The following is a 12,605-nucleotide window of genomic DNA, read 5'->3' as shown; positions in this document are numbered from 1 at the left end:
ATGTGGGCAACCCTTTTGCTGATGGCCATCGCGGTCAGCCTCGAACCCGTACGGATCGGGCTGACCGTGTTGATGCTGAACCGTCCCCGGCCGGTGCATCAGTTGCTGGCGTTCCTGTGCGGTGGGTTCCTCATGGGCCTGGTGGTCGGCGGGACGGCGTTGCTGGTCCTCGACGCCGCACCGCTGGCCGCAGGCACGCTCACCGTGCCCAGGATGCAGATCGGGATCGGCATCCTCGCCTTGGTCGCCGCCGTGTTGGTCGCCGCCAACGTGGGCTCGCGGCGGACGCAAAAGGCGGAGCCGGCGCCTGAGGAATCCGGCTCCGGCCAGGTGGCAGTGGCGGCGCCGCGTGTCGGTCTGCGAGACCGGATACGTGCGGTCATGCAAGGCAATTCGCTGTGGATGGCCGGCGTCAGCGGGCTGGGTATCGCGCTGCCGTCGGTCGACTACCTGGCGGCACTGGCCGTCATACACGCCTCCGGTGTCGCACCCGGCACACAGGTTGGTGCGGTGATCGCCTTCAACCTGGTGGCATTTGCACTCGTGGAGATCCCACTCCTGAGTTACCTGATTGCGCCGCAACGTACGCTGGTGTGGATGACCCGCGTGCACACCTGGATCCGTTCGTGCACGCGGCGCGACGTAGCGATGATCCTCACTGCGGCAGGTGCTTTGTTCATCACGATCGGTCTGCTGGGGATTTGAGCGGCAGCATGACACCGCCGACGGGCGGTGCTCAGAAGGGAGACGGCAGGATGCCTGGAGTCAACGGAGGACGTCGGCGCCGCGTGCCGCAAGGCCTGCTGGCCGGAACCTTCGCCGTCGGCCTCGTCGCCGCGGGAACGGTGTTCGGCGCCGGAACCGCGTCCGCCGAGAACGCGCTGATCTTCGGCGGCGCCCGCGGCCCCGGCATTCCGTGGGACCAGATCACCAACAAGGTGGGCCGCGGTTACTACCCGAATGCGAACCGGCGCATCGTCGAGTATCCCGCCGGGATGGTGTACGGCCGGCTGCCGGACAAGTTGTGGCCCGGCAACGACATCTCGACCGACAGCGTGGGCGACTCGGTGGACATCGGTGCGCGCAACCTGAAGACCGCGCTGCAGAACACTCCCGGCCAGACCGTGGTGGTCGGCAACTCCGAGGGCGCGCTGGTGCTCAGCGAGGCGCTGGCGCGCCTGTCGCAGGATCCCGGTGCGCGCGCCCCAGAAGGCGTGTCCTTCACATTGTTCGGGCCCCCGCAGTCGGTGACACCCTTCAGCCATTCGGTCCTGTCATCGCTGACGCCGGGAACGTACGTGCCGCTGATCGACTACACGGTGCGCGGTCCGGTGGAGAGCCAGTACGACACCACCCTGGTCGTGGGTGAATACGATTTCATCGCCGACTTCCCCGATCGGCCGGACAACTTCCTGGCGCTCGCGAATTCGCTTGTCGCGCTGGAGTATCTGCACACCGAGACGTCGTACTCCACCCGTGAGGACGTGCCGCCGCAGAACATCTTCGTCACGGTCAACTCCAAGGGAGCCACGCAGACGGCGTATTTCCTGCCGACCCAACTCCTGCCCCTGACCAGGCCGCTTCGCGATCTCGGAGTTCCCAACGAGCTGGTCGACCAGCTCGACGGCGTGGTTCGTCCCATGGTGGACGCCGGATACTCCCGTAACGACTACCCGGGTGCACCGGCTACCGGTATCGATCCCGTGGCCCGGGCCAACGTCGAGGAGTGGCTGCGGCAGGCCGGCACCGGTCTGTCGGAACTGCCGCCACAGCCGGCTCCCGTGTCGCAGCCCACGATCAAGCTGAGCCGCACCGACCAGGAGAACATCGACAAGGCCGTGCAGGGCATCAAGGTGAGCCCCACCGATCAGGCCAACATCGACAAGGCTGTGAAAGACGTCAAACTCAGCCCCACCGATCAGGCCAACATCGACAACGCCGCTCAGCAGGTGAAAAACCTGTTCCCAGGGATCGGCTAGCCGGCTCCGCCCAGCGTTGCCGAGCTCGGCTCAGTTGCCGGGCTCGGCTTCCTGCTTGACCCCCACCCGCAGCCGACTGCGCACCCGCTCGACCTGCCGGGTGACGAAATCCGACGGCCACCAGTTCGCCGTGCCGATCAGCGTCGCGATGGCGGGCACGGTCAAGGTGCGCACCAGGAACGTGTCCAGCAGAATCCCCACGCCCACAACGAATCCGGCCTGCACGACGGTGGAGATACTGGCGAACAACAGCCCGAACATCGATGCGGCGAAGATCAGCCCGGCTGCCGTGATCACGCCGCCGGTGGATCCGACGGTACGGATCACACCCGACCGCACGCCATGGGGCGACTCATCGCGTATTCGGGAGATCAGCAGCAGGTTGTAATCGGCTCCGACGGCGACCAGCACGATGAAGGTCAGCGCGGGAACGCTCCAGTGCAACTGTTGGCCGAGGACATACTGGAACATCACGACCCCGATGCCCAGAGCCGACAGGTAGGAGATCACCACCGAGGCGATCAGGTAGATCGGCGCGACCAAGGCTCGCAACAGGACCACCAGGATCAGCAGCACGACAGCGATCGTGAGCGCGAGGATGAGCCGGATGTCGTGGTTGTAGAAGTCGCGGGTGTCGCGGAGCATCGCCGGATATCCGGCGATCGACACCGAGGACCCTTCGAGCGCGGTGTTGGGCAGGGCGCCACGCGCGGTGTCACCGATCGCATTGACCAGGTTCATCGCCTCGGTGCCGAACGGGTTGATGTCGGTCTGGATCAGGTAACGCGCGGTATGACCGTCGGGAGAGATGAACGTCGCTGCGGCCTTGCGGAAGTCGTCCTGGGTGAGGATCTGGGCGGGCACGTAGAACCCGGCCATCGGGGGACTGGCCGCGTCGGTCTTCATGTTGAGTAGGAATGCCGACGCCTCGTCGAGCCCAGATCCCATCCGCTTGGTCTCGGCGACCAGTTGCGAGACCCCGTCGGCGATCTGTCGGCTGGCGTCGGCGAGGGTGTCGGCACCGGTCTGCAGGGTGCTGAGCTGCGAACGTGCCTGGGCCGGGTTGGCCAGACCCATGGATTGCATGGCCTTGCTCGCGGTGTCGATGGTGGTGCTGAGCTTCTTGACCGTGTCATCGAGGGACTGCATCGGATCTGTTGCCCGTAGATCCCGGGCCAGGGCAGCGATCTGATCGAAGGTTCCATCGGTGCGGGCCGCGGCCAGACGGCGCAGGGCTCCGCGGGCCTCAAGGCAGGCTGGGTCGGTCAGACAGACGGGGCTGGTGTCCAGTCCCCGCAGGACCGGATCGATCCACGGCATTCCGTTGGTCAGATCGGAGAAGTTCGAACCGAGTGAGTCTCCGAGTGCCCGCATACTGCTGACAAGCTTTGCCGCGCTGTCGACCTGCTGAAGTGTCGTATTGCCACCGACCTGCTTCTGCATTGCCGCCAGGGCATCGACCAGGCCACGCGCTCCGGCCACGCCGCGGGTGACCTGTGTGCGCACGTCGAGAAGGCTGGTCGCCAGGGAATCGGCGCCGTCGGTCAGCCGGTTGAGATCGCTTGCGCGCCCGTTGATCTGGGTTGACGCGTCATTGAGCTTGGTCCCGACCTCGCCGGCCTGATAGCTCAGTCGTGCCTGCTGCAGCGATTCTCCCGTGGGACGGGTGATCCCGCGCACGACGGCGATCCCGGGAAGCTGGCTCACCCGCTGGGCCATCTGTTCCAGGTCGGCCAGTGCCTGCGGCGTACGCAACTCGTTCGGAGACTGGATGATCAGATACTGCGGAATGGCCGAGCTGATCGGGAAGTGGTCTTCCAGGGCCGCATACCCCATCGAGCTCTCGGCGTGCGCCGGCAGCGCCTTGCGGTCGTCGTAGTTGTACTGGACGAGGGATGCGCAACTGGCCAGTGCCGCGAGGACGACCAGGCTGGCGGCCAGATGGGACCACGGTCGGCGCACGATGCGGATGCCGGACCGTCGCCAGAGTCGGCTCGTGAGGTCACGGCGCGGGGCGATCCAACCGTGCCGTCCGACGAGCACCATCACGGCAGGCAACAGTGTCAACGCGGCCAACAGCGCGATGCCGATGGCGACGGCGAGCGCGGTGCCCACCGTGGAGAACACGCCGAGTTGGGCGAACGTCATCCCGAGGAAGGTGACGGCCACCGTCGCGGCGGACGCGGCGATGACTTTGCCGATCGAGCCGAGTGCTTGTTCGACGGCGCGATCGGACTCCAGTCCGTCGCGCAGATAGTCGTGATATCGGCTGATGAGGAACACCGCGTAGTCGGTCCCGGCGCCTGCCATCATGGCGGTCAGGAACACGACGGTCTGGTTCGAGATCCCCATCCCGAGCGAGGCCAGGCCGGCGACCACTGATTGCGCTGTCACCAGGGAGGCCCCGATGGTGAGCAGGGGCAGCAGCATCGTGACCGGATTCCGGTAGATCAACAGCAGGATCACCAGGACCATCCCGATCGTGGCGATCTCGATGGCGGTCGTGTCGTGTTCGCCGATGTCGGTGAGATCGGCGACGGTGGCGGCCGGGCCGGTGAGGCTCGCGGTGAGCGAGGCGTCGTGCACGCTGTCCTTGACGATGGCGGCGACCCGGGTATACGACGCGTACGACTGCGGCGAACCGACGTTGCCCGCGATGCCCACGGGCAGGATCCAGGCCTTGCCGTCCTTGCTGGCCATGAACTCGCGCAGGGGAGGGGTACTGATGAAGTCCTGCAGCATCACGACGTCGGCGTCGTTCTTGCGCAGGTTGTCGACCAGCGTGCGGTAGGTCGCTTCGTCGGCCGGGCCCAGGCCCTTGTCGTTGCTCAGGACGACCAACAGCACGTTTTCCGAGCCGGATTCGTGGAACGCCTCGGTCATCTCACGGGTGGCGAGGGTGACGGGTGCGTGTGACGGCAGGATCGCGACGGGCCGTTGCTGCACCATCAGCGTCAGCGACGGGAACGTCAGTGGGAGGGCAGCCGTGATGGCCAGCCAGATTCCGATGACGAGCCACGGCCATCGCACTATCAGTGAGCCGAGCCGGACGAACAGCGAGGAGTGTTCGGCCGTGCTCGTAGATTCTGTCGGCGACGGCACTTTACGATCCTACGGGCGAGCGGGACGGCAGCGGGCGGTGCCGTGGGGACAGTGAATTGATGTGCGCCTCGACCTCACCGATCACCGATTGCTCGGGGACAGCCACCGCGTCTTGATCCGCCAGGAATGCGCGGACGCGAGTGCGAAGATCGCGCCGCAGCCGCAGGCGAAAATCCAGACCAGTCGGCCGTTCTCGATGGGTTGCAGCGCCGGAACAAGCGAAGTGACGATCCGTGTCGCGCACGCGAGCACGCCGCTGATCGAGGCGAACAGATAGATGTTGGCGATCCGCCGGGACCGCGGATCCTTGCGGAGGATCAGCATGGCGCGGGCACCGTAGCCCAGCAGGTAGATCAAGGTGCCGCAGAGGATGATCCAGTACACGCTGAGCCAGAAGTCGGTCGGTACCTGGAAGAAGTCGGCTCGGTACACCGCGGCGCCGTTGCCCATCGAGAACGTGGCCAGCAGGACCGGGATACAGATCGTCGCCGGGCGCTCGACGTACTGCTTGAACGAGCGTTGCATGGCGCTGTCGTCCTGGAGCCGGCCCAGGGAGTTGTACACGATGGCCGACGCCGCGACGATGTAGCAGTCGTGCCCGATGTAGTCCTCGACATTCCACTTGCCCGTCAGCTCGTAGAGGACCTGTCCGATGGTCGCCGAGGCCCAGGACGACATCAGGAGCACGGCCAGGCCCTGGAGCGCGATGTTGAGGGTGGCGGCCACCTCCCACCGACACGACCAGGTGACCCTCCTGATCCACAGGCTCCACAGGATGCAGGCCAGTGTGATCAGGATGAGTGTGGCGACGGACATAACGATCTGCCTCGGACGGTGTTGCGGTTCAGCTGACGTGCGGGTTGCTCACAGCGGGGGTGCGTCGGATCTCGGGGTCAATTGGGACAGTCTCTTGGAGCGGTGGACGGTCGGGCGCACGCGGGTGGCGGTATCCGTCGGTGCCACCGTCACCGGCGACGACTCCATGTAGTGCCAGACTTCCTGGCGGCTCATCAGCCCGAACCGGATCTGCAGGTCGGGGTAGCTGAGATGGAAGCGGTCGGCCACCTGCCGCAATTCCTCGGCATTGGGGTAGTCGGCTTCTTTCACACGCCGGTAGTACGTGCTGCTGGACACGCCCAGCGCGCTGTACACGGCCTTGGCGTCGACCTCGCCGTCCAGCAGATAGTCGAGCAGGGCCTTGAGCTGCCTGCCGTTCTCGTCGGTTCGCGGCATCAGAACACAATAGACCCCGGGCCCGGAGTTGGTCACAGCGAACCGCAGGGAAGCCAGCAATGACGTAATTGACAACGATGTCAGAGTTTTGGCACAGATCTCCCATTTTTGGGACTCTCTGGCTACCGTTACACCTATGTCTGTTTCCGTCCTGCCCCATGCATACGGCGCGAGCTCGTGGATCGCCGACTACGGCACCGCGGGGCCTCCCGTTGTCGCAGATCTGGCGTCGGTGTCCAGTTCGCTGGACGAGGTGTTGTCCGCGGAGGTGCACGAAGCCCAGCTCGCGATGGGTTGCACCGCCGAGGAGCTGCTGCTGGCTGCGCTGGGCCGGACGGTCGCCCGCACCATCGGTGAAGGTGTGCTGGTCGTCGACGTCGTCACTGGTCCCGAGCGCGCCGGATACCGCCGCGTCGGGGTGCCCTGCATGTCGCATCGTGGCCTGTCTGGGCACGAATTGCTCGCGGCGGCGCGGCCCGTCGTCGACAACGGGGACCACCCACCGGCGGACATCGCCTTCGCCTACGGCGAGGGGCCCCGGGCCGGTCAGTGCGAACATCCGCTGTCGTTGCACATCCGGCGTGACAGTGCGGCCACGATGAGCCTGGACTGGCGGTTCGACAGCCGCGGGTTCGACGAGTGCACGGTGCAGGAATTGGCCGAGCAGTTCCCGCTGGCACTGATCGAGGTCACCTCCGGTTAGGTGTGATTTCTCGACGATTTGCGGTGCTCACTAGACTGGGCGCATCGGCGCTGATCCGGCCATCACCGGGGAGCCTTCGGAAGAACAGTTGCGGGATCCGCGGCTCAGTAGAACCGGACGGGTGGGCCCGTGATCGCCTGAAAGTTGAGCGGCGCGCTGCGTGACAGCGCGCAAGCGGGGTGGTACCGCGGCGCTTGCGCACCCGCGCGACGTCGTCCCCGTGCCTAGGACACACAGGCTCCTCAATGAGGGGCCGGCGACGCGGCCCCACGGCCACGTCATAGGCACAGGAGACGCGTCAGTGACTGCCCAATCGGAGTCTTCAACGTCGGCCGGATACCCCAAGCCGGCGGCACCCAACTTCCCGGAGCGGGAACTCGAGGTGCTCGACTATTGGGCCGGCGACGACACTTTCCGGGCCAGTATCGCGCGCCGTGCGGATGCCGAGGAGTACGTCTTCTACGACGGACCGCCGTTCGCCAATGGTCTGCCGCATTACGGCCACCTGCTGACCGGCTACGTCAAGGACATCGTGCCGCGATACCGAACCATGCGTGGCTACAAGGTGGAACGCCGGTTCGGGTGGGATACGCACGGCCTACCCGCCGAACTTGAGGTGCAGCGCCAGCTGGGCATCGCGGACAAGGCCCAGATCGAAGAGATGGGCATCGAGAAGTTCAACGCGGCTTGCCGAGCCTCGGTCCTGAAATACACCGACGAGTGGCGCGCCTATGTCACGCGGCAGGCCCGCTGGGTGGACTTCGACAACGACTACAAAACCCTCGACCCGACCTTCATGGAGTCGGTGATCTGGGCGTTCAAGCAGCTGTGGGACAAGGGCCTGGCCTATGAGGGCAACCGGGTGCTGCCGTACTGCTGGAACGACGAGACCCCGCTGTCCAACCATGAGCTTCGGATGGATGACGACGTCTACCAGAGCCGGCAGGATCCGGCGGTGACGGTCGGCTTCACGGTGACCGAGGGCCCGCTGAAGGGCGCCCACCTGTTGATCTGGACGACGACGCCCTGGACGCTGCCGTCCAACCAAGCTGTCGCCGTCAACCCCGACATCGACTACGTCCTGGTGAAGGGCACCGACGGGCGGCGGTACGTGTTGGCCCAGGCGCGGCTCGCGGCCTACGCGCGCGAACTCGGGGAAGAGCCTGAAGTCCTCGGCAGCTATACCGGGCGCGACCTGCTCGGGACGCACTACCTGCCGCCGTTCCCCTACTTCATGGACGCACCCAATTCGTTCCAGGTGCTGGCCGCCGATTTCGTCAGCACCGAGGACGGCACGGGCATCGTGCACATGGCCCCCGCCTACGGCGAGGACGACAAGGCCACCGCCGACACCGCCGACATCGTCGCGGTCACCCCGGTGGACTCGAAGGGCCGTTTCGACGCGACCGTGCCCGATTACGCGGGTCAGCATGTCTTCGACGCCAACTCGCAGATCATCCGCGACCTCAAGAACGGTGACGGGCCTGCTGCCGCCAACGGCGCGGTGCTGCTGCGGCACGAAACCTACGAGCACTCCTACCCGCACTGCTGGCGGTGCCGCAATCCGTTGATCTACCGCGCGGTCTCGTCGTGGTTCATCAAGGTCACCGACTTCCGGGACCGGATGGTCGAGCTCAACCAGCAGATCACCTGGTACCCCGAGCACGTCAAGGATGGACAGTTCGGTAAGTGGCTCTCCAATGCGCGCGACTGGTCGGTGTCTCGAAACCGGTACTGGGGCAGCCCGATTCCGGTGTGGAAGTCCGATGATCCGGCCTATCCGCGGATCGATGTCTACGGCAGCCTCGACGAGCTCGAACGCGATTTCGGGGTGCGGCCGACGGATCTGCACCGACCGTTCATCGATGAACTGACCCGGCCCAACCCCGACGATCCGACCGGCAAGTCCACGATGCGCCGCATCGAGGACGTGTTCGATGTGTGGTTCGACTCGGGTTCGATGCCGTACGCGCAGGTGCACTACCCGTTCGAGAACGCGGAATGGTTCGACGGCGTCGGCGGTGCCGACAATGAGACCGGGGGCAGCGGCGAGGACGCGCATTTCCCGGGCGATTTCATCGTCGAGTACATCGGCCAGACCCGCGGCTGGTTCTACACCATGCATGTGCTGGCCACCGCGCTGTTCGACAAGCCGGCTTTCAAAACCTGTGTGGCGCACGGGATCGTGCTGGGCAACGACGGTGCGAAGATGAGCAAGTCGCTGCGCAACTATCCCGATGTCAGCGAGGTCTTCGACCGCGATGGGTCCGACGCCATGCGCTGGTTCCTGATGGCTTCGCCGATCCTGCGCGGCGGCAACCTGATCGTCACCGAACAGGGCATTCGTGAAGGTGTCCGTCAGGTGCTGCTGCCGTTGTGGAACGCCTACAGCTTCCTGGCGTTGTACGCGCCGAAGAAGGGCACCTGGCGCACGGACTCGGCCAACGTGCTCGATCGCTACATCCTGGCCAAGTTGGCGCAGTTGCGTGACGATCTGACCACTTCACTGGACACCTGTGACATCTCCGGGGCGTGCGACGAACTGCGGCAGTTCACCGAGGCACTCACCAACTGGTATGTGCGTCGGTCACGTTCGCGTTTCTGGGAAGAGGATGCCGACGCGATCGACACCCTGCACACCGTCCTGGAAGTGACGTGCAGACTCGCGGCTCCGCTGTTGCCGTTGGCCACCGAGGTGATCTGGCGGGGCGTGACCGGTGAGCGTTCGGTACATCTGACCGACTGGCCCGAAGCCGATGTGGTGCCGCACGACGCCGAGTTGGTGGCCGCGATGGATCAGGTCCGCGAGGTGTGTTCGGTGGGCTCGTCGCTGCGCAAGGCCAAGAAGCTGCGGGTGCGGCTGCCGTTGCCGAAACTGACTGTCGCGGTCGAAAACCCAACTGCCCTCGCCCCGTTCGCGGATCTCATTGCCGACGAGCTCAACGTCAAGGCGGTCGAGCTGACCGACGACATCGACGCCTACGGCAAGTTCGACCTCGCCGTCAACGCCCGCGTCGCGGGTCCCCGGATCGGTAAGGACGTGCAGGCCGCGATCAAGGCCGTCAAGGCAGGGGAGGGCGTGGTCAATCCCGACGGCACCCTGACCGCGGGACCGGTGGTGCTGCAGCCCGAGGAGTACACCGCCAAACTGGTTGCCGCCGACCCGGAATGGACCGCGGCTCTGCCCGACGGTGCGGGCCTGGTGGTGCTCGACGGCACAGTCACCGAGGAGCTTGAGGCCGAGGGCTGGGCCAAGGACCGCATCCGCGAACTGCAGGAACTGCGCAAGTCCACCGGCCTTGAGGTGTCCGACCGGATCGTCGTGCAGATGTCGGTGCCGGCGCAGTACGAGCCATGGGCGCGGGCCCATCGTGATCTCATCGCCGGAGAGATCCTGGCCACCGGTTTCGAATTCATGAGCACGGACACGGTGCTGGAGGGCACAGAGATCGGGGACGGAGTGCGGGTCGCGATCGCAAAAGCGTGAGGCGGTGGGTTCAGCCGCCGGCCACGCGCGCACTGCGGCCGGCGAACGCGACGGTGTCGCCCGGTCGTAGTTGGCGGCCGCGGCGCAGTTCGACCTCGCCGTTGACGCTGACCAGGCCGTCGGCGATGACGGACTTCGCGTCGGCGCCGCTGTCGATCAGGGAGGCCAGCTTGAGGAACTGTCCCAGGCGAATCGACTCGTCCCTGATCGGCACGTCATCCGGCGTCATGAAAGTCAGGCTAGCGCCATAGCATCAGCAACTATGAACGGCGCCGAGGTCACGGGCGCGGGCGGACGCTGGGTTCTGCACCTCGACATGGATGCGTTCTTCGCATCCGTCGAACAACTGACGCGTCCCACCCTGCGCGGCAGACCCGTGCTGGTCGGCGGCCTCGGCGGGCGCGGTGTGGTGGCGGGGGCCAGCTACGAGGCGCGCCGCTACGGCGCACGGTCGGCGATGCCGATGCACCAGGCCCGCCGGCTCGTCGGTGCACCCGCCGTGGTGCTGCCGCCCCGTGGCGCGGTCTACGGATTGGCGAGCCGACGCGCACTCGACACCGTGCGCAGCGTCGTCCCGGTGCTCGAGCAGCTGTCCTTCGACGAAGCCTTCGGCGAACCGGTGGAACTGGTCGGCGCCACCGCCGCCGACGTCGAACAGTTCTGTCAGCAGTTGCGGGCCAAGGTCCTCGAGCAGACCGGGCTGGTGGCCTCCGTCGGAGCCGGCTCGGGAAAACAGATCGCCAAGATCGCATCCGGGCTCGCCAAGCCCGATGGGATCCGGATCGTCCGCCGCGACGAGGAAGCGCTGTTGCTCGACGGCCTACCGGTACGCAAGTTGTGGGGGATCGGCCCGGTGGCCGAGGAGAAGCTGCACCGACTCGGTATCGAGACGGTGGGCGCATTGGCCGCGTTGTCGGATGCCGAAGCCGCCAGTGTGCTCGGCACGGCGGTGGGCGCCGCGCTGCATCGGCTGGCCCGCGGGATCGACGACCGCCCGGTGGCCGAGCGCGCCGAGGCCAAGCAGATCAGCGCGGAATCGACTTTTCCGGAGGATCTCACCACTCTTCGTCAGTTGCAGGACGCGATCGCACCGATCGGCGAACATGCGCACCGTCGCCTGGAGAAAGACGGTCGTGGTGCCCGGACCGTGACGGTCAAGTTGAAGAAGTCGGACATGAGCACGCTGACTCGCTCGGCCACGCTGGCCTATGCCACGACCGAGGCCGCCACCCTGATCGGCACCGCCCGCCGGCTGCTGCTCGACCCGGTGGAGATCGGTCCGATTCGCCTTGTCGGCGTGGGTTTTTCGGGGCTGTCGGACAGCAGGCAGGAATCCCTGTTTCCGGACCTCGAGCAGCTCGACGACATCTCCGACTCGCACCAGCATGAGGCCACCGAGGCTGCGCAGAGCAGCCCGACCGGCTGGCGCATCGGCGACGACGTCGCGCACCCCGACCACGGTCACGGCTGGGTCCAGGGGGCCGGTCACGGCGTGATGACCGTGCGCTTCGAAACCAGGGCCAGCGGTCCCGGGCCGGCCCGCACGTTTCCCGACGACACTCCCGGTTTCAGCCGGGCCGATCCGGTCGACAGCCTGGACTGGGGCGACTATCTCAGCGGCCTGGCCGACTACCAGAGCACGCCGTAGGTGGCATTCAGGATGAAGCCGTGCTCGCCATACGTCTTGCACGTCACCGTGCCCTGATAGCCGACCCCACAACTCGCGCCCCAGTTCTCCAACCGATGCCCCTCGGGCAGCACGTCGACATCGCGCGTGAACGAGGCCGTGTCGGAGTGGCGGTAGGAGGCGGGCCCGCCACTGTTGACGAAGATCTGGTTGCTGCCCGCCGGTGCATCGATCGGCACTGCGTCGCAACCGACCGGTCCGCCGTTGGGTCCGATTCCGCAATGCCGGCCGTCCGGGGTACGGAAGAACACGCCGTAGAAGTCGGTGGGTGAGCTGTAATGCCCCTCTGCTTTGGGATAGCTGTCGATGTCGTCGGCGCCGGGTGGTGGCTCCGCTGCCGCGGTCGGGGCCGGTGTCAGCGTGAGCAGGCCGATCGCCGCAATTGCCATGAGGTGATGGCGCATAGGTTCCATT

Annotated in this window: 10 protein-coding genes; 5 read left to right on the top strand and 5 right to left on the bottom strand. The window is 66.1% G+C overall.

Annotated features, from left to right (window positions below; genetic code table 11):
• Both A5779_RS16125 and A5779_RS16120 read left to right on the top strand, forming a co-directional pair.
• Nucleotides 1–705 carry a GAP family protein gene (locus A5779_RS16125; RefSeq protein ID WP_064883519.1) on the top strand — a complete coding sequence of 235 codons (705 nt, stop codon included), beginning with the start codon at nucleotides 1–3 and terminating at the stop codon, nucleotides 703–705.
• A 50-nt stretch (nucleotides 706–755) separates the two neighbouring features.
• Nucleotides 756–1,979, top strand: a complete 1,224-nt coding sequence (locus A5779_RS16120; protein WP_165609794.1) for a PE-PPE domain-containing protein — start codon at nucleotides 756–758, stop codon at nucleotides 1,977–1,979.
• A gap of 30 nt (nucleotides 1,980–2,009) precedes the next feature.
• Here the strand turns inward: A5779_RS16120 and A5779_RS16115 are convergent, their stop codons facing one another.
• The 3 genes from A5779_RS16115 to A5779_RS16105 all read right to left on the bottom strand — a co-directional run bounded on the left by A5779_RS16115 (nucleotide 2,010) and on the right by A5779_RS16105 (nucleotide 6,314).
• Nucleotides 2,010–5,009, bottom strand: a complete 3,000-nt coding sequence (locus A5779_RS16115; protein ID WP_330220073.1) for an MMPL/RND family transporter — start codon at nucleotides 5,007–5,009, stop codon at nucleotides 2,010–2,012.
• Nucleotides 5,010–5,162: 153 nt separating this feature from the next.
• Entirely contained in the window at nucleotides 5,163–5,897 is a 735-nt protein-coding gene (locus A5779_RS16110; RefSeq protein ID WP_064883517.1) for a hypothetical protein, read from the bottom strand.
• A gap of 48 nt (nucleotides 5,898–5,945) precedes the next feature.
• Nucleotides 5,946–6,314 (bottom strand): hypothetical protein, encoded by a 369-nt coding sequence (locus A5779_RS16105; RefSeq protein WP_064883587.1) that lies wholly within the window; start codon nucleotides 6,312–6,314, stop codon nucleotides 5,946–5,948.
• A 136-nt stretch (nucleotides 6,315–6,450) separates the two neighbouring features.
• Here A5779_RS16105 and A5779_RS16100 point away from each other — a divergent pair, with 136 nt between their 5' ends.
• Together A5779_RS16100 and ileS are read left to right on the top strand one after the other, a co-directional pair.
• Nucleotides 6,451–7,017, top strand: a complete 567-nt coding sequence (locus tag A5779_RS16100; protein ID WP_064883516.1) for a hypothetical protein — start codon at nucleotides 6,451–6,453, stop codon at nucleotides 7,015–7,017.
• Between the two features lie 301 nt (nucleotides 7,018–7,318).
• A complete protein-coding gene (ileS, locus tag A5779_RS16095; protein WP_064883514.1) occupies nucleotides 7,319–10,504 on the top strand; it encodes an isoleucine--tRNA ligase in 3,186 nt (1,061 codons plus the stop codon).
• Between the two features lie 10 nt (nucleotides 10,505–10,514).
• On the opposite strand, the gene A5779_RS16090 is transcribed toward ileS, so the two are convergent.
• A complete protein-coding gene (locus A5779_RS16090; protein WP_055113809.1) occupies nucleotides 10,515–10,733 on the bottom strand; it encodes an RNA-binding S4 domain-containing protein in 219 nt (72 codons plus the stop codon).
• 33 nt (nucleotides 10,734–10,766) lie between these two features.
• Between A5779_RS16090 and A5779_RS16085 the strand changes: the two genes are divergently transcribed.
• A complete protein-coding gene (locus tag A5779_RS16085) occupies nucleotides 10,767–12,152 on the top strand; it encodes a DNA polymerase IV (protein WP_064883512.1) in 1,386 nt (461 codons plus the stop codon).
• On the opposite strand, the gene A5779_RS16080 is transcribed toward A5779_RS16085, so the two are convergent.
• The gene (locus A5779_RS16080) at nucleotides 12,134–12,595 is read right to left on the bottom strand and encodes a hypothetical protein (RefSeq protein WP_064883510.1); all 462 of its coding nucleotides are present in this window, start codon (nucleotides 12,593–12,595) and stop codon (nucleotides 12,134–12,136) included. The two genes, A5779_RS16085 and A5779_RS16080, sit on opposite strands and share 19 nt — an antisense overlap.
• Nucleotides 12,596–12,605: the final 10 nt, after the last annotated feature.

This window comes from Mycolicibacterium peregrinum, from assembly GCF_001665625.1.
Classification (GTDB): Bacteria; Actinomycetota; Actinomycetes; order Mycobacteriales; family Mycobacteriaceae; genus Mycobacterium; species Mycobacterium peregrinum_B.
Note: the sequence above shows the minus strand (reverse complement) of the source record. Positions and strands in the feature narration are given on the sequence as shown.

What these genes read in the sequence shown, in the direction of transcription:
- A5779_RS16100 (WP_064883516.1), top strand. Translation starts at nt 6,451, where the DNA reads ATGTCTGTTTCCGTCCTGCCCCATGCATACGGCGCGAGCTCGTGGATC.
- A5779_RS16085 (WP_064883512.1), top strand. Translation starts at nt 10,767, where the DNA reads ATGAACGGCGCCGAGGTCACGGGCGCGGGCGGACGCTGGGTTCTGCAC.
- A5779_RS16090 (WP_055113809.1), bottom strand. Translation starts at nt 10,733, where the DNA reads ATGACGCCGGATGACGTGCCGATCAGGGACGAGTCGATTCGCCTGGGA.
- A5779_RS16110 (WP_064883517.1), bottom strand. Translation starts at nt 5,897, where the DNA reads ATGTCCGTCGCCACACTCATCCTGATCACACTGGCCTGCATCCTGTGG.
- A5779_RS16120 (WP_165609794.1), top strand. Translation starts at nt 756, where the DNA reads ATGCCTGGAGTCAACGGAGGACGTCGGCGCCGCGTGCCGCAAGGCCTG.
- A5779_RS16080 (WP_064883510.1), bottom strand. Translation starts at nt 12,595, where the DNA reads ATGCGCCATCACCTCATGGCAATTGCGGCGATCGGCCTGCTCACGCTG.
- A5779_RS16125 (WP_064883519.1), top strand. Translation starts at nt 1, where the DNA reads ATGTGGGCAACCCTTTTGCTGATGGCCATCGCGGTCAGCCTCGAACCC.
- A5779_RS16105 (WP_064883587.1), bottom strand. Translation starts at nt 6,314, where the DNA reads ATGCCGCGAACCGACGAGAACGGCAGGCAGCTCAAGGCCCTGCTCGAC.